Origin of the sequence: Microbulbifer echini (assembly GCF_041447225.1) — a bacterium.
GTDB lineage: Bacteria > Pseudomonadota > Gammaproteobacteria > Pseudomonadales > Cellvibrionaceae > Microbulbifer > Microbulbifer echini.
Window position 1 is genome coordinate 1 of record NZ_JBGMEL010000003.1, and the last position, 24,551, is coordinate 24,551.

Consider the following 24,551-nt stretch of genomic DNA (forward strand, 5'->3'; position numbering starts at 1 on the left):
ACAACACATACTGGGATGAAAATATGGCTTAAAAGCTTGACGAAGAACCATAGTCACTTGTTAACTGTTTTACTCGAATGTGGCTCTATATACATTTTGATCCCACGGCTTGCCAAAAAAGCTCTCTTTTGAAAGAGCTTTCGAATAGCTACTTTTCTCCTTACCAGCGATAAATGCAATTGCTTCGTTTTTGTAGAAAACAGCTACAGAATGCCCATCTTTCGACCATTTAATGGACAACTCAGAATCGCCAATGTTGTTAAGGACTGCAGACTCTGATGCAACTGACTTGGTTAAAATAGGAGTACCACCATCCTTTATCTCATCGATATTGAGTTTATCTGCAGGCTCAATAGGCGAATATATGAAGGCATCTCGATCAATTCCCTTTCCGGAAGTTGGAGTCAGATAAAGCCAGGCGCTGCTCTCATTTTCTTCGATTATGGCAAAACGACCAGATGTGTCGTTTCTTTGCTCAATGAAAATCTCCGCCATACAGCTCCCCGATATTGCTAATAATAATGCTGGTGCTAGTTTCATACAGTTAACGTCGCCAACAGCGGCAGACTTGTTGTTGTGTTTTTTGTGCCAAAATGGCGAAGCCATGCACAAAAAACGCAACGGCAAGGCTGTCCAAGGAGCAAAGCGACTGATGCTGCTTGGCCTTGTTAAGTGGATGGTACACATTCCGATCTGCTTTCGTAGCCCTTGTTCACAACTGCTATGCTTTTAGCTTCTACTATATACCTTTCTAGAAACTCAGTTGGCGCACTGTGCTCAACACAAACATCAATAGTAATTGCTTTTTCATAACCTTTAAGCTGATTAATTAGTTGATGGAAAGGTAGCATCTGCCCGTCAAGAGTATATCCATTTTTTGTGATGGTAATGCTTACTTCATCTACCTTGTCAAATGGGTAGCCAAAAAGGAATATGGCAACTAGCAGCAAAGGAACAATTCCAAGTAATCTTTTTAGGTGTACTGCCAAAACTTCCCCTTACACTTAACGCCCAAAGCAGCGGTTTATCCGCTGCCTTTGCTTGTTAGGCTTGCGATGTATCATAAGACATTATTACTACTAGTTTAGAATTTGGTTGGCTAGATAAAGTAATTACCCACTGTTCAACTAGCTTTGTGCCGCGAAATATTTTGTATGCAGTGGTTTTTAACGGGCCAGATTTAGAAATAATTTCTTTCTCATAACTGAAGCCACTTCCCTCTGGGGGTAACCATGCTTCCATACTAGCTATGAGTTTCTCAGGGCTGCCCTGATGAATAAAGACGGAACATAAACCTCTATCCTGTGCTGCAATACCAAAATTTCCGTACTCATTTCTGGAAATCCATGCTTTTCCTTTATGGCCTTGTAAATATTGGCGCGCCACTTCAGTTTCAGCCTCAAGAAATCCCATCTCCTTTGCCTGGCTCTCAACTTGTGCTGGTTGAGCTCGAGACGTAACACATGCCCCCATATAAAGTTGAATTGGATAGGACTTACGAAGCGCCAATGATTCTGCGCTATCCTGAGACGCTTGCGACAAACAAGTAAATAAAGTGATTAGTAAAACTATAAAGTATTTCATTATCCCTCTCTGTATTGGTGCCTAACGCTCGGCTCTGCGGCTGGCAAAAGTGGAGGCGAAGCCGCAGCTTTTGCCAGTCCGACAGCAGCCGCTTGTTATGTTCATTCTTTGGCCTCTGTAATGACTACTGTTATTGAACCAAGAACATCGTAGGGCTGATGATATCCATAAAAGCCTTCATCTTTCGAGTAGAATATATGACTAATATCAGAGAATGCATCTGGATCTACAGTGTGTTTAGCATTTGGGTTGTGGAACATTAAAAGCCCATCTGACCATGATTCTTCATAATCTGGATCATCTAAATCTTTGGAGAATGGGATAGGATGAATAGCTTCTGGATCTGGATTATATAAGAAGCCATTTCGAATCATCTTGACATCAGCACTGCCCAAACCTGCGATTTTCCCCATGCGATTAAACTTTGGAATTGTTGCCTGATTGCTAAATAGTACTGCGCTTATATTTTCAGCTTCGTCTTGATAGAAAAATCCGGAGGGTATTTCTTTTCCCTCCCAGCTATGTTTTTCTATATCCTCTACAAAAGGCTTCCCATCAACAATACGTGTTCTTATCCCGTATAGATATTCTGACAAAGCCGTTCTTGACCATGTCATCGCATTGTCGTTGTGATAGTCGTGAATTGCTAAAACAATTGGCTTTCCTGCGACATGCTCTTTTTCCCAGTACTTTTTTTGCAGTTTACTGTAAAGGGGACTTCCAAATTTTATAGGCATAAAATCGTTTAGTCTTTCCTCAATTTCTTCATGTGTCTGAGGAGGAGGTAAATCAGGGCGATTTGCATTTTCAGATGGATTAACTGTCACGGCCTCAACAAATATTTTTTCTCCAAAGAAAGAAACTTCAAAATCAGGTGCTGGGTGATTGTTTTCTACCATTAAACCCGCATTATGAATGTATATATGTAAATACAATTCCCATAATCTAGCCTGGAAGTTAACCGACTGAAATTCTCTTTCGAAATGCCCGTCGTTATCAACAAACGAATTCACGATTTCAGATATGATATTCCTAGCTGCCTCAAATCTAGGTTCATTCTTAAGTATTTTGTAGCCATGATGCTGCTCATTTTCAGGAATAACATCTGTAAATAGGTCAAACCCAGCATCAGTTTCGTCGCCTTGTGGGTATATATCCTGAGTCTTTCCTAAATAATCCTGAGAAATCTTTCTAGCTAGAGCTTTCCGGGCCATTTCTGGAGTATCATGAAACTCGTTACCAACCTCGATGCAACGAAATAACCTTCTCGCATCCCTACCGAGTACGATGAATCCATAATCGTTATCTGTCACATCTCTAATAACGATCCCCAAAAGCTTATTATCAAAAAGCGAGTACCACTCGATCTCCTCTGCAGTAAAGCGTACTAAGGGCATTCGGCAGTAACAATACGCATCAAACTGCCTTCGTGTTAATTTCTTGCCAAATCTAAGAATATTCTCTGCTAACTTTCTTTCACGATTTCTATCATGCACCGCGCGGCGAGCAGCCTTAGCTTTAGCCTTTGATTTCTGCTTTCTTTTTTCCTTCTTCGAAGGCTTCGCCATAATTCAAATTCCTTCGGGAACATAACAGTTTATTAAAGAGCCAGTGGCTCACTATCGATTTGGCCACTATTTCTGAAGTAGACCCTTCAAGCTATGTAAAAAAGCCTTTATTTACAGTAGGTTATAAATTTACGATCAAATAATAACCAGAGATAGTAAGCCATCGGCTCAAGTCGCCTGGTAACACCTCCTGCTCTTGAACACATTTTACCCGCAATTAAATCAATAAGTTAGGGGGAGCCTTTCTGCGGATGTCAGCCATGGCTCTATAATTCGGGGCTTGACACCTGTAATTATTGCACCCATAACTGTGTTTATATACAGTTGTGAGGGTACAATCATGGATGATATTCGTCACAGGCTTCCCAGGCATTCAACCAAATTCATCCCCAGCATTCGACTTCATATTCGTGAGGCAGGTCTAGCCTATCGGACTGAACAGACTTACGTTCACTGGATAAAACGCTTTATTCACTTTCATAAACTACGACACCCTCGGGAAATCGGTATTGCCGAGGTCGAGGCGTTCCTAAACCACCTGTCGGTAAATCGGCATTGTTCAGTTAACACCCAGCGGATCGCGCTAAATGCACTGGTATATCTTTATAAACGTTTTTTGGGGGTTGATACTTCCAACATTGGCTTTCGCCTGCAAAGCAACATCGTCGCCTTCCAATTGTTTACAGTCGGGAAGAGATTAGAGCCATTATCTCAAAGCTGAAAGGTGTCTACTGCCTTCAAGTTAAACTAATGTACGGCACAGGGCTCAGATGTGCCGAACTCTTATCATTGAGAGTTAAGGACATCGATTTTGGCAGTAACAATGTGTTCGTACGGGGAGGCAAAGGTAATAAAGACCGAACCACAATACTTCCACAAGGCCTGATACCTGACCTGCGCACTCAAATTCAACAGGTCGAAATGACTCATGCATGGGATATCGCAAATGGCTATGGGGATGTCTATATGCCGGATGCATTAGAGCGGAAGTACCCCTCTGCTGCCCGTACCACAGCTTGGCAATTCTTGTTTCCAGCTTCGCGCGTTGGCCCTTGCCCCCGTAGCGGCGTGATAAGACGGCATCATCTTCATCCTTCGGCACTTGCAAAGCAGTTACGGCGTGCTGTGCAGGAATCTGGCATCAACAAGCCGCCCAGAGCACATGCATTCCGGCACAGTTTCGCCACTCACCTATTAGAAGTTGGCTACGATCTTAGGACAATTCAGGAGCTACTAGGGCATGCGGATATATCCACTACGGAGATTTACACTCATGTTGTGAATCGGGGCGGCAAAGGTGTATTGAGCCCCACAGACCGTTTGTAATCCTAATTGAAAAGATAGAATAGTAAAATGTTGGTGTTTGATTCTAAAACCTTTAAATGCCAAATTAATTTAATACCGAAGAGGCATCGTCTACTGGGGCAGGCTTTGTGTAAAGCTTGAATATCTGGGTGGATAGTACACGATTACACATAGTCTGGTCCGCAAAGCTGCAAATAGAGTGCACTTTGAAATTGGCCAACTAAAGCCACCGGCAAGCTTTGGGTTTATCCCCTACAAGCTAATTGTTTACCAAATAGGCAGTTACTTATTTTGAGAGTGTAAACGGCTGCACACCGTTTACAACACCTGTAAACGGTATGGGCTACGCGGCCTTTTTCGTAAGTAGTCCCTTTTCTCCATCATCTTCAACAGGAATCAAGTGAGGTCGAATGATCAACACCCGCTCAGGGTTACGCCCACTGTTTGGCAAACGCGTTGGTATCGAGAATTTCCCGTTGCCATCACGCTCCAAAGCACCACAGGCGGCCAGTAGTTGCTTCGCCTTGCGATCACTAAGCCCCTTGCAAACCTCAGCTTTGAAAGTGGCCGGGTAAACGTAGTAAACAGTTTCAGAGCAAGCCTGTCCCTCAAGGGCATTACTGTCTTGTAGCGTTTTCCGGTAGCCGCAGCGCTTCAGGGTGCGAACAGTGTGATCATCAGCGGTAAAGTCCTCTCGATCCCAGCGGGTAAAGTGGGACTCTCCGTAGAGATCAAAAAATAATCTCAGTGCTGACAAGGTCTGCCGGTCCTCCAGGTTTCCAACACCGCCACGGGCCGATACCCAAGCACTAAAACAGGATTTGGCCGCTTCCATAGCCATACCTTTAGTCCAGCCTGTAATTCCCGCAGTGGAAGCCAGCTCTCCGGCAAAGCCAACAAGAGCAAACTTGTCTGCTGCTCTGCGTACTTGACCACTTACATCATCAGACAGCTCTGCGGCAAAGTTCACAAGCTCTCGGCGAATCTGGCTTGCCAGCTTTTCCAAGTTGCTAGCGCAAAGCTCTCTGATAAACGTATAAAGGGGTACTCCATGGAACAAGGAAGCTTTCTCAACCATATAACGCGATAACGCAGCACCACCAGCAAACCCATGCAGTTCATCAAAGATACCGGCTCCGCTCCCTGTATCCGAGGGAATAGCCAGTAGCCGAACCTCTTGCCCAGCTTTTGCTTTCTTGCCCACTTCAGCCATCTGTTGATCAAGCGTACGCTCTCCTGTAGATAGGAAGACAAGCCTCCATTCAAATGCATTCCCGCGTACGCCTCCGCGATCATTAGCCCTTGCCTTGCCAGTGCCATTTCCCAGCATATAGGCAATATCCCCCACAATACGGGGATCGCATTGGCTGATCTCATCAAGGATTAAAAGGCCGTCAGAGTGGGAGGCAGCAATACTCTCTAGTGCGTTATCCGTACTGCGCCAGGTACGAACAAAATCAGGACCGCCATACACTGAAGCAGCTACTTTTAGCAGGGTCGTTTTGCCTTGGGAGCTATCACCAAAGAAGTGAAAGCCGGTCGTTTCCATACCAATGAGATTTAGTAGGGGCCCGGCAAATGCCGCTGAAACCGAAAATAACAATCGGGTATTGTTCTTACAATAGCTCGCTACATGCTCACGCCATTGCTGAAGCTCACCACTTAACTTTATCTTGTTGAGATCTGGGCTTGTGGAGTAAAAATACAGAGGCTCTACAGGGGTTCCCAGGGTTTCATTCGGTAGTAGGTATGCATTGCCATGCCAGCCCAGTTTGTTCACTAAAACATAGCGATTAGGGCTTTTTGTCGTTTGCAGATATTGAATAATTCTACGCCTTGGCTGCTGCCCAGCTTCAGCGCGGAGTCCCATGCTATATAGCTGCTTAAGCACTTCTGCACCGCCCTCGGTCGCTAGGTACTCACTGGGTATATTCCACTCTTTAACGATACCATCAGGGTCAAGGAAGCGAACCAACATGCCCCAGTTTCTCCCTTTGGGATCACGAGTTAACGCAAGCACATCCAGGCGGTCACAGATTCGCATTAAGGAAGGCTCGTCATCTGCCCCCTGAACTGGGAAGAATACCCCTCGATCATTTACTATGAATTGACCAGACTTGGGCCCTTCACCACTGCCTTCACTTTCTTGTGCTTTATCTGCCAACCCCTCAACTTGATAAGGCTTTAAAAATTGTCCCTTGGCAATTAAGGCGGCAAGCTGCTCTCTTGTAATACCGAGCGCCTCCACATCAGCAGCATCCCCCTTTGCTGGCCACTTAGGCCCTAAGGACTCCAAACACACCATTGAAACCTTACACTCCATAGCCTGTAGGATTGCAGCCAGCTTGAGCATACAGTCTTTACCTGCTGCATCATTGTCGGGCCAGAGAATCACTTCTTTCCCATGGAGAGGCTTAAAATCTGCCTTGCCCAATGCTTTACTACCACCGGGCCAAGTCATGCAAACATAATCCGGTAGCAGGTCAGCAGCTGCATCCGCAGCCTTTTCTCCCTCTGCTAGCAATACCGAAGCCTTAGAGCGCTTTGCTAATAGATCCAGCTTATAGAGTGGTCGGCTTTTTAACGGCTGTTTCCATCTCCACGAATTGCGGCTATTCGAATCCCGACAATAGGTTAAGGGGCGATAGTCTTTTGATCTTGTACCATCTTTCTGAATGTCAAAACGCATTACCTTCATTAACAGTGAGCCGCACTGTCCCCGGTACTCCCAAACTTTAGAGGGTTTACCGTTATGGGGATGAGCTGTTGGGCAAGACCGTTCTGCTTCTATAGACACCGGCAATACGGCTTCCCAGGAGTTACCGGCTGGCTTTTTGGGTTTCGCCTTGTTTGTTGGGCTAGGCGGTATAGATTCCCCTTCAGAGAGTCCGAGAAAAGCAGCAAGCCTTTGCGCTGCCTCTCCATTGTTTACCCGCTCAAGATAGGCAACCAGGGATACGAGGTCCCCACCTTTTTCATCCGATGCAAAATCCGCCCATGCACCGGTATTGCGATTTACAGAGAAGGACCCCTTGCTGCTATCGGATCGAGTTGGGTTAAGAGCAATATATTCAGCTCCCTGACATGAGCCATCTGGAGCCCAGTGCGCCAATACTTCATCAGCCCGATCAAGGGCGAAGTCTGCCACTCGTTTAATATCAAAGCGTGCCATTAGCTTTCCTTATATTTTTAGCTTTAACCCCCGCCCCATAAGGCTTCCAACAGAACTGCGGGCCTCACTCCTGTTACACCTTTTTACTGTAACACTCTTGGGGTAACAGAAAGGTGTGACAGCGGAAAGCCAATAAATACGAGGCTTTCAGCCATGCTGTAACACTTGCACACCTGTAACACCTTTTTTAAAGAGGGGGTAAGATCGCCCCGAATAGAGGCAATAGTCTTATTTACCGTGGTTATAAATTTGGCGGTAGGGAAACCGCTACGCCCTTAGGTTCCGTAAACCGTTTTGCATCGCGTAAGTTGGCTAGACGGATACGTTTTGCTTTGTCCTGTTCGTGATATTCATCATCACTGTAATGATGTAATCGCGCCAAGATCGCTAATTTAGCTTGATAAAAAAGCCAGGTTTCCGAGTTAGTGGTAGGGATACAACCATCGTTATAAAGAATAATTCGCCTCGGATCAGGATCTCCTTTCAGGGAGATTGCTGCTGCTTTTTTGGGTGTAATTCTGATGTTGAAAAGTACAGGGTACTCTTCATAGTAGACAAATGATCTGCTGCTAAAACCAACTGGCTTATACTTGCGATTCAGTAATGCATAGCGACCACACGGTTGTAAATCTAGGCAATATGGCATGGCGAGGGCACGTATATTAGCTGACATTTTTAAGCCCTCCATTGCGAAGCTCTAGGGCATCAGCTTCCTCAGATGGGTGGTATTCGAGTTGGATACCATCCCAAACTAACCAACCTCCCAGAGAGAGACCTGCTCTAAGGCGATAAAGGTTCACTACTTCTGTGTCAGGAAGGCCTAGTACTGTTGTATTAGGGGAGGAGAGATACCAATGGGCACGCCCATGTTGCTGATCAACAATAGGGTTAAATGAGTCAGAACCTACCGCTAGAAACGCTGCTTCACCCGTTGGCCATAGAAACAAAAGCAACTCATAACCAGGGATAGGACAGCTCATATCAAATGTCTCCATGATAGAGCTGAGGAAGAGTTTCCGATCTTCAGGGCTCAGGTTTGAATTTGAGAGAAGTATTTTCTGCTCAAACTCAGCGCTTTCTGTTTTCCGATAGCTTCGAGCAAATTCAGCTACTTGCTGGTGTGTGTAGGGAGAGTAGGCGCGAAGAGTCATTACTTACCTCCCGCACGAGAAATGGCAACTCGATCTTGCACCCATTGGCAGACCTCAGAAGAGAGCCAACCACTAGCGCGCTCACCAAGTTTGATAGGGGTGGGGAATTCGCCTTTTTTCACCAGGGCGTAGATATAAGTCTTCTTGAGTCCAGTCTGACGCTCTACCTCGGGTAGGCGCAAAATAGGATCATTCGTGAGGCTAGATACAGCATCTGGCACTTGGCGGTGAGTATTTGAGAGGGTCACATTCAATCTCCTTTAATAAACCACAGTGAACGTCTGTGGCGGTGAGGAGATTGAATCAATTGCAAACGGGGCTTACCGGAAGTTTAAGAAACGCCACTTTTCAGAAGTTTAAGCAGCGCCACTTTTCGGAAGTTTAAGAAATGCTATTTTTCCAATTCTTTTTTTCTTCCCAGTCTAAGGATCTATGGAGAGTAGATAGCAGCTCAGTTTTCATACAGCGGAAAGCGTATGGCAAGCAAACCTTTTTAATCTTATCTTCGTTAACCAGCTCATCGGCTCTTGTGTCACCTGGAAATACTAGCCTCAAAAAATCTGCATTAGATAAGTGCTCCCCCTCAACAATAGACCAGATATACAGATCAATTAATGCAGGAACACGGTAGTCTCTTACCTTATCCATATCAATTCGGCGGGTATCGCGTTTCTGTAACGAAGGGCCTAAAAATAACTGTTCTTTACGATTAGCAGAGTAGGCACGGTCGGGCTCTAGCTGTATTAATTCCCTTAGTCTTGGTAGTAGCTCTTTAAGCTCTCCAATTATCTGATCATCTCTTGCTGCCAAATCAATAGTCAGAGCTGTAAGGCCATCATGGTAGCCAAAAGCTTCCCGGTAATATTGATCAATTGAGGTCTTTTCTAGCTCAGGATAGATTTCTTCATTCTGTCGATACCTAGCTCTCGATTCAGCTACATCCTCAGCAAACTCCTCTTCAGAGAAACCTTCTGGTGCTCCATCTCCAAGATCATCGAACATCCGAATTACGTCCCCAACCCCCATAGGTTTGACTGAAGAGTAAACATACTGCTGGGACCTTAACCAAGTGGGAGTCCATGTTGAAGAATCAATTGTCTCTTCAACACCTTGGTCAGAAGAGAGATACTCACTTATATCAAAGGATTTAAGTTTCTTATACTCGGTATCGTCCTCCCTAAAAGCAAGGAAAGGGAATTCCGTCTCTTCTGGAATTTCTAAGTCACAAACGTTCAGTTTAAATAAGTTGCCTCCGGTCAAATGTGATAACCAAGAGCAAGTACTTGATCGAGATGCCAGAAACTCAAATAGCGTCCTGTCTGGTTGCTTATTAAGTTTTTTATAGTCATCAATTCGAAACCGCTCCCTAGCTTTTAGGAAAGAAGATGTCATACCTATCTCTCTGTTATTAGCTCTGCTTTGCAAAAATTGGGACAACCTTCCCGCTTCCCCGCATCTCATCAAGGTAATTTGCCCACCATTGCATCATCTCTTTTCGCTCATCCATATAACGAGCGTGGTGGGTATATGCAGCCCGTACCCCATTCCTCTCCATGTGGGAAAGCTGCCTTTCAATAGCGTCAGGATTAAAGCCGGTCTCATTCAGGATTGAGGAAGCAGTAGCGCGGAAGCCATGGGGATTTGCTTTACTTTTTCCCTCTTGGGAGCCATCCCAGCCCATTTTAAAAATTGCCTTGCGCATAGTGTTATCGGACATGGGCCGGGCCCTTTCGCGTTCAGAGGGGAAAAGCAGAGGATATTGGCCACTGATGGGCTTTAATTCCTCCAAGACAGCGCAGGCTTGGGTAGATAGCGGTACTATATGATCCGTTCCCATCTTCATACGCTCGCCAGGGATACGCCATAGAGCAGATTCGAAGTCGAATTCTTCCCAGCGCGCACAACGCAATTCGCCAGGTCGAACAAAGGTAAGGATTAATAGCTGTATAGCTAGCTTGGTTAGAGCTCGCCCGCGCTCCTGATAAAAGTCCAGTTCTTTTAAAAAACTGGGTAATTCTTCGCGGGGAAGGGAGGCCCTGTGATTACTTTTACGGCCACGTAGAATGCCAGTTAATTCGCTGGCGGGGTTGTGAGTGAGTTTGCCAATTTGCACTGCATAACGACAAACCCGACGAATATCTTGCAGAACCCGCTGAGCAACATCCATTGCGTCCCGCTCTTCAATATCGCGAACAATGGCAATTACATCTTGGGGATGAATATCGGCAATTGGCTTTTGCCCTATTCGAAAGAAGGTGTTATCCCGTAACCGGGTCCATACACGGCTGGCATGCTCTTCTGTCCAGGTCCCTTTCTGGTGTTTCCACCACTCTTCCGCAACAGCAGCAAAGCTCAGGTCAATATTGACTCGTACTTGATGCTTTTCTACTCGTTTTTGTGCAGAGGGATCGCGTCCCTCTTCAAGTAACTGCTTTGCCTCAGTTACTTTCTTCCTTGCCTGCTTGAGGGTCACAGACGGGTAAACTCCCAAGGCGAGCGTCTTTTGCTTTCCTTGGAAGCGGTACTTAAGCCGCCAATACTTGGAACCGGTGGGTTTGATTAGCAGGCGTAATCCCTGCCCATCTGTAAGCCACTGATCCTTGTCGCTTGGTTTGGCCTGTTTGATTTGGGTATCTGTAAGGGCCATTGGTGCTACCAGTTTCTAAATTGAACCAGGTAGCACCAAATGTAGCACCAGATAGCACCGGATGACAATGAACTAGAGCGGAAGGGTGTGTACGTTCCAGATAGCAGAAAGCCCCGATTTACGGGGCTTTCTGAACGATTCCGAACTTTCTCGGATCTTGATTTGGTACCAGAGGCCGGACTCGAACCGGCACGCTTTTAAGGGCGGGGGATTTTGAATCCCCTGTGTCTACCAATTTCACCACTCTGGCACTTTCGCTGCGCGACCTTGGGGTCGGTGCGAAGAGGGCGTGATTATAGCAATGCTTTGGCCAGGGTCAACCAGTGATTTCAATAACTTAGCGCATTTTCTGTCGTCCCAGTTAACAGCTCCTAAAATTTCCTATAACCTTCGCCACCTCTCCAGTATTTCTAATTTTCCAGGATTCCATGCAGCGTCAGGACTTTGACTTTCATCTGCCCGATGAGCTGATCGCCCGCGCCCCCACTGAGGAGCGTCGCGGTAGCCGTCTTTTGTGTTTGGATGGGCCCAGTGGGGCCATCGTACACCGGCAGTTCCCAGATATTCTCGACCAGGTACAGGCCGGCGACCTAATAGTCTTTAACGATACCCGGGTGATTCCTGCGCGCCTGTTCGCGCAAAAGGAGACCGGCGGCAAGCTGGAAATCCTGGTGGAGCGGGTGCTCAACGAAACGGATATCTGGGCCCATGTACGCTCCAGTAAGTCGCCCAAGCCCGGTTCCACCATCGTCCTCGAGGACGGCACCCGTATCGAGGTGACCGGCAGAAAGGATGCACTGTTTGAGCTGTCCTTTCCCAAAGAAGAGGGTGTGCTGGCGATTCTGGATCGCCTCGGCCATATGCCGCTGCCTCCTTATATTGATCGGGAAGACGATGCCAGCGATCGGGAGCGCTACCAAACCGTGTACGGTCGCAATGCCGGCGCCGTTGCGGCGCCAACGGCGGGGCTGCATTTTGACGATGAAATGATCGGTGCGCTGCGGGATAAAGGGGCGGAGGTTGTCTTCGTGACCCTGCATGTGGGTGCCGGTACCTTCCAGCCGGTGCGCGTAGACAATATTTATGAGCACCAGATGCACAGCGAAGTGCTGGATGTCTCCCAGGAAGTGGTGGATGCGGTAACTGCTTGCCGCGCGCGCAATGGCAGTGTGATTGCGGTGGGTACCACCAGCGTGCGCGCGCTGGAGAGTGCGGCGCGCAGCGGCCAGTTGCAGGCCACGGTGGGGGAGACGGATATCTTTATCTATCCCGGTTATGAATTCCAGGTTGTGGATAAGTTGATTACCAACTTCCATCTGCCGGAATCCACCTTATTGATGCTGGTGAGTGCCTTCGCGGGGTACCAGCATACGATGGCCGCCTATAAGGCCGCAGTAGAGGAGCAATATCGCTTCTTTAGTTACGGCGATGCCATGTTTATTACCCGCGATCCCAATGCCAAAAAAGAAGAAGTCGCATCAGCGAAAGGAGATACCCAGTGAGCCGCGAATGTTTTATGCAGTTTGAAGTGGATACCACTGATGGCAAGGCCCGTCGTGGCCGTTTGCGTTTCCCTCGCGGTGTGGTGGAAACCCCAGCGTTTATGCCGGTGGGCACTTATGGCACCGTGAAAGGCATGTTGCCGAGGGATATCGAGGGTATCGGTGCGCAGATTATTCTGGGTAATACCTTCCACCTGATGCTGCGCCCGGGTACCGAAGTGGTGAAAGCCCACGGCGACCTGCACGATTTTACCCAGTGGTCCGGCCCGATCCTGACCGACTCCGGCGGTTTTCAGGTGTTTAGCCTGGGTGAGCTGCGCAAGATTACGGAAGAGGGGGTTTCTTTCCGCTCGCCGATTGATGGCAGCCCGGTATTCCTGGACCCGGAAGAATCCATGCGCGTTCAGCGGGACCTGGGTTCCGATATTGTGATGATTTTCGATGAGTGCACCCCCTACCCGGCCACTACCGATGAAGCGCGCAAGTCTATGGAGTTGTCCCTGCGTTGGGCGGAGCGCTCCAAGAAGGCCCACGGCGATAGCCCGTCGGCGCTGTTCGGTATTGTGCAGGGCGGTATGTTCCCGGAATTGCGCGATGTGTCCCTGCGCGGCCTGACCGAAATCGGCTTTGATGGCTATGCCATTGGTGGCCTATCGGTGGGTGAGCCGAAAGATGAGATGATCAAGGTGCTGGATCACCTGGCGCACAAAATGCCGGAAGACAAGCCGCGCTACCTGATGGGTGTGGGCAAGCCGGAGGATATTGTCGAGGCGGTGCGTCGCGGTGTGGATATGTTCGACTGCGTGATGCCCACGCGCAATGCGCGCAACGGCCACCTGTTTACCTTTGAAGGGGTGGTGAAAATCCGCAATGCCAGGCACCGTCATGATACGGCCCCCCTGGAGGAAGAGTGCGATTGCTACACCTGTGAGAATTTCTCTCGCGCGTACCTGCATCACCTGGATCGCTGTGGTGAGATTCTCGGTGCGCAACTGAATACGATTCACAATTTGCGCCACTACCAGCGCCTGATGCAAAAGCTGCGCGATGCCATTGCCGCCAATGAGTTGGAGGCCTATGTCGCGGAGTTCTACCGCGGTCTTGGGCGCGAGGTGCCCGCGCTACAGGCCTAGTCGGGCGGCATTTTTATCCTATTTGGGGTGCAGTCGAGCGCATCGCTGTGCCCCTGTCATTTGTTCGGCTCCCTGATCTCCGTATAATCGGCCCACCTTTTGCGGGAGCTCGGCACCTTGCAATCTGCACGGTGTGCCCACATATCCAGGCAAATTGCCAAGCTTTACCGGCCCTCGGGGTCACACTAGAACAATGAGAACAGCATGAATCGCTACCCGATCTGGAAGTACTTTCTGATTCTCGCGGTTGTGGCCTTCGGCCTGATCTACGCCGCGCCCAATCTCTATAAGCCGGACCCTGCAGTGCAGATTTCCGGTCAGTCCAGCGCTCTGGTGATGGATGAACGTGTCCTCACTCAGGCGCGCAAGGCCCTGGATGAAGAGGGTATCGAGCACTTTGGTGGCGAGGTGGGCGATAAGGCCATACTGATCCGCCTCGAGTCCATCGATCAGCAGCTGCCGGCCAAGCGCGCAATCCAGCAGGCACTGGGACACAGCGATTATGTCGTTGCCCTGAACCTGGCCTCCACTACACCCCAGTGGTTGAGCGATATCGGCGCCAGCCCCATGAAGTTGGGTCTCGACCTCGCCGGTGGTGTGCACTTCCTTATGGAGGTGGATACCAACACCATCGTAAAAACCAATATGGAAGGCTATGCGCAGGATGTGAAAACCAAGTTGCGCGCGGCCAAGGCTCGCTATCGCAGTGTGGATCTGGTCGACGACCGCGAGATTGTGGCGCGCTTCCGCAGTGGCGAACTGCGCAACCTGGCCCTCTCCACCATGCGCAAAGAATTCCCCCAGTTGCAGCTGCGTGAATCCGGCAGTGGTGAGAGCCTGGAAATCCGCGCGACCCTGTCTGAGCAGGAGATCAAGCAGCTGGAAGATTATGCGGTTTCTCAGAACCTCACCACCCTGCGCAATCGGGTGAATGAACTGGGTGTAGCCGAGCCGATCGTGCAGCGTCAGGGGCGCAACCGCATCGTGGTAGAGCTGCCTGGTGTGCAGGATACCGCAGAGGCCAAACGTATTATCGGTAAGACAGCGAACCTCGAATACCGTATGGAAGCCAGCCCCGATGAGTTGGTTACCAATAAAGAATATTTCGAATACCGCGGTGAGCGCCAGCAACAGATGTACGGCGGTGCCTGGCTCGAGCGCAAGATTATTATCAAGGGCGACAGCGTCACCAATGCCCGTGTCGGTTACGATGAGAGCGGTCTTCCCCAGGTAAATATCACCCTCGATTCCCGCGGCGGTGAATTAATGCACCGCGCGACCTGGAAGAATGTCGGCCGCCGCATGGGCACTCTGTTTATCGAGACCCGTTTTACTCCGCAGACCAAAATCGATGCGGAAGGTAATGAGATTATCGAGCAAATTCGGACTGAAGACAGAAAGATCATCAGTCTCGCCACCGTGCAGAGTGCGTTGGGTAAGCAGTTCCGGGTCACTGGTCTGGATAGCCCGGCGGAAGCCCAGGAGCTGGCTCTGCTGCTGCGTGCCGGTGCCCTGGCGGCTCCCATGTACTTCGTTGAGGAGCGTGTGATCGGGCCATCTCTCGGTGCCGACAACATTAAGGTGGGCGTGCAATCTGTGCAGATTGGCCTGCTCGCGGTTATTATTTGTATGTTGATTTCCTACCGGGTATTCGGCCTGGCGGCGAACCTGGCTCTGGCGATCAACCTGATCCTGTTGGTTGCCGTGATGTCGATTCTCGGCGCCACCCTGACGCTGCCCGGTATCGCCGGTATTGTATTGACGGTCGGTATGGCGGTGGATGCCAATGTGCTGATCTTCTCGCGAATACGGGAGGAACTCAGGAATGGGATGCCTCCCCAATCGGCCATTAGTGCCGGCTTCGATAACGCCTACAGCACAATTGTGGACGCCAATATCACTACCCTGATCGTGGCGGTCATTCTGTATGCCATCGGCTCCGGTCCGGTACAGGGCTTCGCGGTTACCCTGTCTATCGGTATTCTCACCTCCATGTTCAGTGCCATTATGGGCACGCGCGCAATCATCAACTTGTTCTACGGCGGTCGCCGTGTACAGAAACTCTGGATTTAAGGGGACTGGCCATGAGTGAGAGCAAAGTGGAAAACGGCAAGATTACTGAGTACATGGGCAAGCGCGTATACGACTTTATGCGTTGGCGCAAAATTGCGGCGATGATCTCGGTTGTGTTGGTATTGGCAGCGATCGGTATTCTGGCCGCGAAAGGCCTGAAATTCGGTCTGGACTTTACCGGCGGTACTCAGGTTGAAGTGGGTTACGAAGTTACCCCGTTTATCAATGATGTGCGCAGCCAGTTGGACAATGCCGGCTTTGAGGGGGCGACGGTGGTGAACTACGGCTCCGATAATGAGCTGATGATCAAGCTGCCCCCGGAAGTTGCCGAGGAAGAGACCCGTATCAGTGCTACCGACCAGGAAACCACCACGCCCATTGGCGACAAGGTGGTTGCGGTGTTGCGAGCGGGCAGTGAGGGCCAGGTTACCCTGCGCCGAGTTGAGCTGGTCGGCCCGCAAGTGGGGGCCGAGCTGCGCGACGATGGTGGTCTGGGTATGTTGGTGGCGTTGGCCCTGGTCATGATGTACGTGGCCCTGCGTTTCCAGTATAAGTTTTCGGTCGGTGCTGTGGCCGCCCTGGCGCACGATGTGATTATCGTGTTGGGCTTCTTTGCACTGCTGGGGCTGGATTTCGACCTGACTGTGCTGGCTGCGGTACTGGCGGTGATCGGTTACTCCCTGAACGATACCATCGTGGTGTCAGACCGTATCCGTGAGAACTTCCGCAAGGTGCGCAAAGCTGAATCTGAGGAGATTATCAATATCTCGATCAGTCAGACTCTGGGTCGAACCTTTATGACCTCGTTTACTACCTTGCTGGTGCTGTGGGCGCTGCAGTTCTTCGGCGGAGAGCTGATTCACAACTTCTCCCTGGCTCTGATTGTCGGGGTAGTTGTGGGTACTTACTCTTCTGTGTATGTGGCTGCGAATGTGCTGATGGCGATGAAGATTTCTAAGGAAGACTTGATGCCGCCAGTAAAAGAAGGCGCAGAGCTGGAAGAGATGCCCTGATTTAAATTCAAGACTGAATTGAACTGGCTGCCATTGGCGGCCTTTCAAGAAGGCCTCGGCACCGTTTCTCAAGTTGTAGAGACGGGTAATGCCGGGGCCTTTTCGTTTGGGCTTCGGCAAGGGGGGGGCTGGAAAAGGGGCTTTTAAGCGCGGGGTTTTTTGCCCAGGGTAATATGCTTGGGGCCGGAGGTGTTTGTCTGGCCACTCATTCCCTTGGGGACCTGCTCAATCTCACCACCCTTGGCCAAGAAAGCCTGTACTTGTGCCTCAATGCTCTCGCTGGTCTCTAGGGAGGTAGCCTGCTTGCGACTGGAAGACGAAGATGCTTTTTTGGCCACGTTGACTGTCCGGTTTTGGATTTGGCCAGTCATCATACAGCAAATTGCATAAAAAAGCACCCAACTGCTTAAGCTGTGCTCACAGGGTGGGGTTGGTTGGGTGGGGATGGATATCAGCTGTGCTGTCGCCGGGGGAAAGCCGGTTCAGTGGGGATGGCTAATCCTCCCGGCGGCGCACAGATTTTTTACTCGGTCTCCTGCTCCAGGAGTTCCGTATTGGTCACCGGCCAGCCGCCCATGTCTCGCCATTTGTTGACGATACCGCAGAACAGGGTTGCGGTTTTTTCCGCATCGTATTCGGCCGAGTGGGCACAGCTGTTATCGAATTCGATACCGGCGACCTGGCAGGCTTTGGCCAATACGGTCTGACCATAGGCGAGGCCGGCGAGGGTGGCGGTATCGAAGCAGGAAAAGGGATGGAAGGGGTTGCGCTTGACGCCGCAACGCTCGACGGCCGCGTTGACAAAGCCCAAATCGAAGTGGGCATTGTGGGCCACCATTACGGCGCGAGTGCAGCTGTGTTTTTTTATCGCACTGCGTATCTGGCGGAATAATTCCGGCAGCGCAATCTCCTCGGGCCAGGCTTCACGCTCGGGGGACTCCAGGTCGATGCCAATAAAGTCCAGGGCCGATTGCTCCACATTGGAGCCCTCGAAAGGTTCCAGGTGGAAACTGTGGGTTTCCAGAGGGAAGAGTTTGCCATCCTCATCCATATCCAGGATCACCGCCGAAATCTCCAGCAAGGCATCGGTGCGTGCGTTAAAGCCGCCGGTTTCCAGGTCGATAACGACCGGCAGAAAACCGCGAAATCGCTGGGCGAGGGGGCTTTTGGGTCCTGTGGGTTCTTCCGCGGGGGTCACTTTGGGTCCTTGCAAATCTCAGTTGGGCCGGGATGCTAGAGCCCGGCGGGACAGGGTGTCAGCGGGCCTAGGGCCCGCGTGGGCTCAGGCCGGAATTATACGAGTTTCCAGTTCAGGGTCTCACCGGCGGCCAGAGGAATCAGGCTTTCATCACCCATATCCAGGCTCTCAGGCAAGGCCCATGGCTGTTTGACCAGGGTGATCGTGTCGTCGTTGCGGGGCAGGCCGTAAAAATCCGGGCCGAAGTTGCTGGCGAAGCCCTCGAGCTTGTCCAGCTTTCCGGCGCGTTCAAAGGCCTCGGCATAAAGTTCGATGGCCGAGAAGGCGGTATAGCAGCCGGCGCAGCCGCAGTCATGCTCTTTTTTGTGTTGGGCATGGGGGGCGGAATCGGTACCGAGGAAAAACTTGGGGCTGCCGCTAGTGGCCGCTTCGATCAGCGCGGATTGATGATCGCCACGCTTGAGAATCGGCAGGCAATAAAAATGCGGGCGAATGCCGCCAACCAGCATGTGGTTGCGATTGTACAGCAGGTGGTGCGCGGTAATGGTTGCGGCCACCCCTTCGCGGGCGTTTTGCACAAACTCCACCGCATTGACCGTAGTGATGTGCTCAAGCACTACTTTTAGCGTGGGGAAATCGTCGACCAGGGGCGCCAGGGTGTTCTCAATAAACACATGTTCGCGGTCGAAAATGTCGATATCGTTAGTGGTTACTTCCCCGTGCAGCAGCAGCTTCATGCCGCAGGATTGCATCGCCTCGAGGGCGGGGTAGATGTTGGTGATATCGGTTACCCCGGAGTCGGAGTTGGTGGTGGCCCCAGCGGGGTAGAGCTTCGCGGCGATTACGCCTGCGGCGTGGGCCTGGCGAATGACTTCGGCATCGGTTTTATCGGTTAGGTAGATGACCATCAGCGGGTCAAAAGAGCGATCGGCCGGAACCTGCGCGAGGATGCGCTGCCGATAGGCCGTTGCACCCTCGGCAGTGGTGACGGGGGGCACCAAGTTGGGCATCACAATTGCGCGGTGAAATTGTCGGGCGGCATCGCCAACGGTGCGTTCCAGGGCGGTGCCGTCACGCAGGTGAATATGCCAGTCGTCGGGGGCGCGAAGAGTGAGTTGCTCCGTCATGGTACTCCAGAGTATTAATAGCTGTAGAAGAGTCACTGTGCGGCGCGCATGCTACCCGATGCGGGTAAAAAATGCGATGCACCAGCCGGTTAAAAAGTAGTCAATTGCATCGACTAACGCCTTGGCGCTAGTCGATCGCGATCTGAGGCGCTACAATCGCGCCCCGATAAACTGTGTGGGTATTTATTGTGGCCATAAATACCGATCCTGGGCATACCTCCAAGAATAATCTCCCCCAGAACAATACAAACTTCGCAGACAGGTGATCCAGGTCGCCGCACTTTGACTGTGGCGGCGAAATTTCGGCAGCAGAGGACAGCAATGAGCAAAATCGAGAAGGTGGTACTGGCATATTCCGGCGGACTGGATACTTCAGTGATCGTGCGCTGGCTGCAGGATACCTACGGTTGTGAAGTGGTAACTTTCACCGCGGATATCGGCCAGGGGGAAGAGGTGGAGCCGGCCCGAGCCAAGGCCGAGGCCCTCGGTGTTAAAGAAATTTATATCGATGACCTGCGCGAAGAATATGTGCGGGATTTCGTTTTCCCGATGTTTCGTGCCAACGCGATTTACGAAGGGGAATACCTGCTGGGTACCTCTATTGCGCGTCCACTCATTGCCAAGCGCCTGATCGAGATCGCCAACGAAACCGGGGCCGATGCTATTTCCCACGGCGCTACCGGCAAGGGCAACGATCAGGTGCGCTTCGAGCTGGGCGCCTACGCGCTGAAGCCGGGTATTCAGGTGATTGCGCCCTGGCGGGAATGGGACTTAAATTCTCGCGAAAAGCTGATGCAGTACTGCGAGCAGCACAAAATTCCCGTGGACTTCTCTTCCGGCAAGAAAAAGTCTCCCTACTCGATGGACGCCAACCTTCTGCATATCTCCTATGAAGGCGGTAACCTCGAGGACCCCTGGGCAGAAGCCGAGGAAGATATGTGGCGCTGGAGTGTAAGCCCGGAAGCCGCGCCGGAAGCGCCGACGTATATCTCCGTCGGTTTTGAGCAGGGCGATCCGGTCTCCATCGATGGTGAACGCCTCAGCCCGGCCACTCTGCTGGAAAAACTCAATAAGCTGGGCGGCGCCAATGGCATTGGTCGTCTGGATATCGTTGAAAACCGCTATGTGGGGATGAAGTCCCGCGGTTGTTACGAAACACCCGGCGGCACAATTTTGATGAAGGCACACAGGGCGATCGAGTCTATTACCCTGGATCGCGAAGTGGCGCACATGAAGGACTCTCTGATGCCGCGTTACGCCGAGCTGGTGTACAACGGTTACTGGTGGTCCCCGGAGCGTCGCATGCTTCAGGCTGCGATCGATGAATCCCAGGCTGTGGTGAACGGCGAAGTGCGCCTCAAATTGTACAAAGGTAGTGTGAGCGCAGTAGGGCGTCGCTCTGCGGATAGTTTGTTCGATGAGCGTATCGCTACTTTCGAAGACGACGCCGGTGCTTACGACCAGAAAGATGCCGAGGGCTTTATCAAGCTCAACGCACTGCGGTTGCGTATCGCGGCCGGTAAAGGAAGAAAGTTGATTTAGTCGACTTAGTTGATTTAGATCAGCCAAGGCCGGAGACGGATGCGCTTAAATCCTTATCTGGCCGACAGTGACAGCTGTGTGTATGCCTACAGGCTCATTGCGCATTAGATAGGTTCATTCATAACTGCTGCAGACCCAGTGGTGGGCGAGCCCCGCTCTGTGGAACCGAATTTTAAAAGCAACGGAAGTATAAACATGACGACAACGGTGGCAAAGACCGGCCCTGTGCCGGACTATGACTACAATATCGTGCGCCAGTTCACCATCATGTCCGTGGTCTGGGGCATTTTTGGTATGGGCATGGGCGTATTGATTGCGGCCCAGCTGGCCTGGCCCGAGCTCAATGATTTCTGGCAGCCCTTCTCCCATTTCGGACGATTGCGGCCACTGCACACCAATGCGGTAATTTTCGCATTCGGTGGTAGTGTTCTGTTTGCCACCTCCTATTATGTGGTGCAGCGCACCTGCCAGGTTCGTCTTTGGGGCGGCTGGTTGATTCCCTTTACCTTCTGGGGATGGCAGGTCGTAATTGTCGCAGCGGCAATTACCCTGCCGATGGGCTTCACCTCCACCAAGGAATACGCCGAGCTGGAGTGGCCAATCGACATCCTGATCGCTGTGGTTTGGGTCGCTTATGCACTGGTGTTCTTCGGCACCATCATGAAGCGTAAGACCTCCCACATCTATGTGGCGAACTGGTTCTTTGGGGCTTACATCATCACCATCGCTGTCCTCCATATTATTAATAATCTGGAAATTCCGGTTGCTCCGTTTAAGTCTTACTCCATTTACTCCGGTACCAAGGATGCGATGATCCAGTGGTGGTATGGCCACAATGCGGTAGGCTTCTTCCTGACCGCCGCCTTCCTCGGCATCATGTACTACTTCGTACCCAAGCAGGCGGGCCGTCCGGTTTATTCCTACCAGCTGTCCATCGTGCATTTCTGGGCACTGATCTCCCTGTACGTCTGGGCCGGTGGTCACCACTTGCACTACTCAGCGCTACCCGACTGGGCGCAGAGCCTGGCGATGGTTATGTCCCTGATTCTGCTGGCACCTTCCTGGGGCGGCATGATCAACGGCATCATGACCCTGTCCGGGGCCTGGCATAAACTGCGTACCGATCCGACTCTGCGCTTCCTGGTGGTTTCTCTGTCCTTCTACGGTATGTCCACCTTCGAAGGTCCGATGATGTCCATCAAAACGGTGAACGCCCTGTCGCACAATACTGACTGGACTATTGGCCACGTGCACTCCGGTGCTCTCGGCTGGGTTGCGATGATTTCTATCGGTGCTCTGTATCACCTGGTTCCGGTACTGTGGAAGCGCCGCGAGATGTACAGCACCAAGCTGATCAACGCGCACTTCTGGTTGGCCACTGTCGGTACTGTTCTGTACATCGCTGCGATGTGGGTGAACGGCATTACCCAGGGCTTGATGTGGCGCGCATTTAACGCCGACGGCACGCTGACTTACAGCTTCGTGGAGAGTGTTGTTGCGAGCCACCCAGGTTATGTGGTGCGCTGGTTGGGCGGTGCCATGTTCCTCGTGGGTATGCTGCTGATGGCGTACAACGTCTACCGCACGATTACTGAAAAAGTAAACGATGCCGAAGCCGATAACACCGTTCGAGCAGTGCCTGCGGCATAGGAGTTTAGATCGTGAAGAATCATGACATCGTAGAAAAAAATATCGGCTGGATGATCTTTTTCACCATTATCGCCATTAGCTTTGGTGCATTAGTGGAGATCGTCCCGCAGTTCTTTACCAAGGAAAACTACACCCCTCTGCCGGGTCAGAAACCGCTGACCGCGCTGCAGTTGGAAGGCCGCGATATCTATATTCGCGAAGGCTGCCACGTGTGTCACACCCAGATGGTGCGCCCGCTGCGCGCCGAGGTGGAGCGTTACGGCCACTACTCCATGGCGCAGGAATCCGTGTACGAGCACCCCTTCCTGTGGGGTTCCAAGCGTACCGGTCCAGATCTGGCTCGTGTAGGTGGTCGTTTTTCTGACGAATGGCAGCGTGCACACCTGTACAACCCGCGCAGTGTAGTGCCTGAGTCCATCATGCCGGCCTACCCCTGGTTGTTCGACAATGTGGTTACTGGCAACTACACCGCGCGCAAAATGGAAGCTCTACGCCTAGTGGGTGTTCCCTACACCGATGAAGATATCGCCAATGCGGCCAAGCCATTTGTCGGCGGCAAAGTGAAGGAAATTGATGCTCTGGTCGCCTACTTGCAACAGCTGGGTACTCTGGTTACTCAAAAACGCTAATAGCGGGGAAGGAAACTCGTGACTATCGAAACTTTACGGGAAATCGGATTGGTTCTGGGATCACTGGCCTTCCTGGCGATCTGCTGGTGGGCTTTCTCTCCGAAGCGCAAGAAGCGCTTCGAAGAAGATGCCAATTTGCCATTTGCCGATGATGAGCAACAAGCGGACAAGGACGCGTCGGCCGCTCAGAAGGATGAATCCAAATCCGAGCAAAAGCCCGGAACTGAACGAAAACAGGGGCAGGACAAGTAATGAGTACATTCTGGAGTGTGTGGGTAATTGTACTCACCCTCGCCAATCTGGCGTTGATTACCTGGGTGTTGTTCGCCAACCGAAAAGTGGCAGTGGACGACCAGGCTGAACCGGAAAACAAAACAACCGGCCACGTATACGACGGTATCGAGGAGTATGACAACCCTCTGCCCAAGTGGTGGTTCATGCTGTTTATCGCCACGTTGATATTCTCTGTTGGATATCTGGTGATCTATCCGGGTATGGGTAACTTCAAGGGCGTTAGCGGTTGGTCTTCTGTTGGCGCTCTCGAGGCCTCCCAGGCCAAGGCGCAGGAGAAGTTTGACGAGCACTTTGGCAAATATCTCGATATGCCGATTGAGGAAATTGCCCAGAGCCCTGAGGCTCGCAAAATGGGTGGGCGCATTTTCGCCAACAACTGCGCCGTGTGCCACGGGGCGGATGCTGGTGGTAACTTCGGTTTCCCCAATCTCACTGATAACGCCTGGCTGTATGGCGGTACCCCGGAGAAAATCCTGGAGACCCTGAACAACGGCCGTCAGGGCATGATGCCTCCACAGGGCCCGGTTATTGGTGAAGAGGGTGTGAAGAACACCGCCGAGTATGTGCTCTCTCTGAATGGCCTGGACCACGATAAGGCCATGGCTGCCGAGGGGCAGAAGGTGTTCAACACCGTGTGTATGGCCTGTCACGGAATGGACGCCAAGGGTAATCAAGCCCTGGGTGCCCCGAACCTGACCGACGATCTGTGGCTTTACGGTAGCAGCCGCGAGCAGATCCAGCACACGATACGTGGTGGGCGTACCAATATGATGCCTGCGCAGAAGGACAAACTGCGTGAAGACAAGATTCGCCTGGTGGCGGCCTATGTCTACAGCCTGTCTCAGCAGGACGAGGAACAGCAGTAATCGAATAAGGCCCAGCTATGCTGGGCCTTATTTTTTTAGAAGGAACTCCGGGTGCTGCAGGGACGGAGATAAAAGCCTCAACATAAGTGGCTACCTG

At 51.2% G+C, this 24,551-nt stretch carries 24 protein-coding genes and 1 tRNA gene; 11 read left to right on the forward strand and 14 right to left on the reverse strand.

The window, feature by feature from the left end; genetic code table 11:
- Nucleotides 1–69 precede the first annotated feature (69 nt).
- From ACCI51_RS03775 to ACCI51_RS03790, 4 genes are all read right to left on the reverse strand, one after another.
- Entirely contained in the window at nt 70–687 is a 618-nt protein-coding gene (locus ACCI51_RS03775; protein ID WP_371842652.1) for a hypothetical protein, read from the reverse strand.
- On the reverse strand, nt 669–989 hold the full coding sequence (locus ACCI51_RS03780; protein WP_371842653.1) for a hypothetical protein: 321 nt from the start codon (nt 987–989) through the stop codon (nt 669–671). The genes ACCI51_RS03775 and ACCI51_RS03780 overlap by 19 nt, the downstream gene beginning before the upstream one ends.
- 55 nt (nt 990–1,044) lie before the next feature.
- Nucleotides 1,045–1,584 (reverse strand): NMCC_0638 family (lipo)protein, encoded by a 540-nt coding sequence (locus ACCI51_RS03785; RefSeq protein WP_371842654.1) that lies wholly within the window; start codon nt 1,582–1,584, stop codon nt 1,045–1,047.
- A gap of 101 nt (nt 1,585–1,685) precedes the next feature.
- The gene (locus tag ACCI51_RS03790) at nt 1,686–3,152 is read right to left on the reverse strand and encodes a hypothetical protein (RefSeq protein ID WP_371842655.1); all 1,467 of its coding nucleotides are present in this window, start codon (nt 3,150–3,152) and stop codon (nt 1,686–1,688) included.
- Between the two features lie 340 nt (nt 3,153–3,492).
- Here ACCI51_RS03790 and ACCI51_RS03795 point away from each other — a divergent pair, with 340 nt between their 5' ends.
- A complete protein-coding gene (locus tag ACCI51_RS03795; protein WP_371842656.1) occupies nt 3,493–3,873 on the forward strand; it encodes a phage integrase N-terminal SAM-like domain-containing protein in 381 nt (126 codons plus the stop codon).
- A complete protein-coding gene (locus ACCI51_RS03800) occupies nt 3,861–4,478 on the forward strand; it encodes an integron integrase (RefSeq protein ID WP_371842820.1) in 618 nt (205 codons plus the stop codon). Before ACCI51_RS03795 ends, ACCI51_RS03800 begins: the two co-directional genes overlap by 13 nt.
- A 322-nt stretch (nt 4,479–4,800) precedes the next feature.
- Here ACCI51_RS03800 and ACCI51_RS03805 read toward each other — a convergent pair whose 3' ends face one another.
- The 7 genes from ACCI51_RS03805 to ACCI51_RS03835 form a co-directional block, all read right to left on the reverse strand.
- Nucleotides 4,801–7,629, reverse strand: a complete 2,829-nt coding sequence (locus ACCI51_RS03805; protein ID WP_371842657.1) for a DUF927 domain-containing protein — start codon at nt 7,627–7,629, stop codon at nt 4,801–4,803.
- A 241-nt stretch (nt 7,630–7,870) separates the two neighbouring features.
- Nucleotides 7,871–8,302 (reverse strand): hypothetical protein, encoded by a 432-nt coding sequence (locus tag ACCI51_RS03810; protein WP_371842658.1) that lies wholly within the window; start codon nt 8,300–8,302, stop codon nt 7,871–7,873.
- Complete coding sequence (locus tag ACCI51_RS03815; protein ID WP_371842659.1) at nt 8,292–8,780, reverse strand: hypothetical protein; 489 nt, start codon at nt 8,778–8,780, stop codon at nt 8,292–8,294. Before ACCI51_RS03815 ends, ACCI51_RS03810 begins: the two co-directional genes overlap by 11 nt.
- Nucleotides 8,780–9,028, reverse strand: a complete 249-nt coding sequence (locus tag ACCI51_RS03820) for a helix-turn-helix transcriptional regulator (protein ID WP_371416934.1) — start codon at nt 9,026–9,028, stop codon at nt 8,780–8,782. Before ACCI51_RS03820 ends, ACCI51_RS03815 begins: the two co-directional genes overlap by 1 nt.
- 133 nt (nt 9,029–9,161) lie before the next feature.
- Nucleotides 9,162–10,172: a DUF6387 family protein gene (locus tag ACCI51_RS03825; RefSeq protein ID WP_371842660.1), complete on the reverse strand. Its 1,011-nt coding sequence runs from the start codon at nt 10,170–10,172 to the stop codon at nt 9,162–9,164.
- Between the two features lie 16 nt (nt 10,173–10,188).
- Nucleotides 10,189–11,427, reverse strand: coding sequence for a tyrosine-type recombinase/integrase (locus tag ACCI51_RS03830; protein WP_371842661.1), 1,239 nt, complete (start codon nt 11,425–11,427; stop codon nt 10,189–10,191).
- Between the two features lie 163 nt (nt 11,428–11,590).
- Nucleotides 11,591–11,677: transfer RNA gene (locus ACCI51_RS03835), tRNA-Leu, on the reverse strand.
- Between the two features lie 178 nt (nt 11,678–11,855).
- Here ACCI51_RS03835 and queA point away from each other — a divergent pair.
- From queA to secF, 4 genes are all read left to right on the forward strand, one after another.
- The gene (gene queA, locus ACCI51_RS03840) at nt 11,856–12,929 is read left to right on the forward strand and encodes a tRNA preQ1(34) S-adenosylmethionine ribosyltransferase-isomerase QueA (protein WP_371842662.1); all 1,074 of its coding nucleotides are present in this window, start codon (nt 11,856–11,858) and stop codon (nt 12,927–12,929) included.
- 14 nt (nt 12,930–12,943) lie between these two features.
- The gene (tgt, locus tag ACCI51_RS03845) at nt 12,944–14,062 is read left to right on the forward strand and encodes a tRNA guanosine(34) transglycosylase Tgt (protein ID WP_455363771.1); all 1,119 of its coding nucleotides are present in this window, start codon (nt 12,944–12,946) and stop codon (nt 14,060–14,062) included.
- 204 nt (nt 14,063–14,266) lie between these two features.
- Nucleotides 14,267–16,135, forward strand: coding sequence for a protein translocase subunit SecD (gene secD, locus ACCI51_RS03850; RefSeq protein ID WP_299583694.1), 1,869 nt, complete (start codon nt 14,267–14,269; stop codon nt 16,133–16,135).
- Nucleotides 16,136–16,146: 11 nt separating this feature from the next.
- A complete protein-coding gene (gene secF / locus ACCI51_RS03855) occupies nt 16,147–17,148 on the forward strand; it encodes a protein translocase subunit SecF (protein ID WP_371842664.1) in 1,002 nt (333 codons plus the stop codon).
- A gap of 143 nt (nt 17,149–17,291) precedes the next feature.
- Here secF and ACCI51_RS03860 read toward each other — a convergent pair whose 3' ends face one another.
- The 3 genes from ACCI51_RS03860 to pyrC all read right to left on the reverse strand — a co-directional run bounded on the left by ACCI51_RS03860 (nt 17,292) and on the right by pyrC (nt 19,473).
- Nucleotides 17,292–17,486, reverse strand: a complete 195-nt coding sequence (locus ACCI51_RS03860) for a hypothetical protein (RefSeq protein WP_371842665.1) — start codon at nt 17,484–17,486, stop codon at nt 17,292–17,294.
- Nucleotides 17,487–17,671: 185 nt separating this feature from the next.
- The gene (gene rnt, locus ACCI51_RS03865; protein ID WP_371842666.1) at nt 17,672–18,346 is read right to left on the reverse strand and encodes a ribonuclease T; all 675 of its coding nucleotides are present in this window, start codon (nt 18,344–18,346) and stop codon (nt 17,672–17,674) included.
- A gap of 95 nt (nt 18,347–18,441) precedes the next feature.
- Nucleotides 18,442–19,473: a dihydroorotase gene (gene pyrC, locus ACCI51_RS03870; RefSeq protein WP_371842667.1), complete on the reverse strand. Its 1,032-nt coding sequence runs from the start codon at nt 19,471–19,473 to the stop codon at nt 18,442–18,444.
- Nucleotides 19,474–19,794: 321 nt separating this feature from the next.
- Here pyrC and ACCI51_RS03875 point away from each other — a divergent pair, with 321 nt between their 5' ends.
- The 5 genes from ACCI51_RS03875 (at nt 19,795) to ccoP (ending at nt 24,454) form a co-directional block, all read left to right on the forward strand.
- Nucleotides 19,795–21,015, forward strand: a complete 1,221-nt coding sequence (locus ACCI51_RS03875) for an argininosuccinate synthase (protein WP_371842668.1) — start codon at nt 19,795–19,797, stop codon at nt 21,013–21,015.
- A gap of 195 nt (nt 21,016–21,210) precedes the next feature.
- Nucleotides 21,211–22,665 (forward strand): cytochrome-c oxidase, cbb3-type subunit I, encoded by a 1,455-nt coding sequence (ccoN, locus tag ACCI51_RS03880; protein ID WP_252085974.1) that lies wholly within the window; start codon nt 21,211–21,213, stop codon nt 22,663–22,665.
- A gap of 11 nt (nt 22,666–22,676) precedes the next feature.
- A complete protein-coding gene (gene ccoO, locus ACCI51_RS03885) occupies nt 22,677–23,294 on the forward strand; it encodes a cytochrome-c oxidase, cbb3-type subunit II (RefSeq protein WP_299583679.1) in 618 nt (205 codons plus the stop codon).
- An 18-nt stretch (nt 23,295–23,312) separates the two neighbouring features.
- Nucleotides 23,313–23,546 (forward strand): cbb3-type cytochrome oxidase subunit 3, encoded by a 234-nt coding sequence (locus tag ACCI51_RS03890; RefSeq protein ID WP_299583676.1) that lies wholly within the window; start codon nt 23,313–23,315, stop codon nt 23,544–23,546.
- Complete coding sequence (gene ccoP / locus ACCI51_RS03895) at nt 23,546–24,454, forward strand: cytochrome-c oxidase, cbb3-type subunit III (protein ID WP_299583673.1); 909 nt, start codon at nt 23,546–23,548, stop codon at nt 24,452–24,454. The genes ACCI51_RS03890 and ccoP overlap by 1 nt, the downstream gene beginning before the upstream one ends.
- Nucleotides 24,455–24,551: the final 97 nt, after the last annotated feature.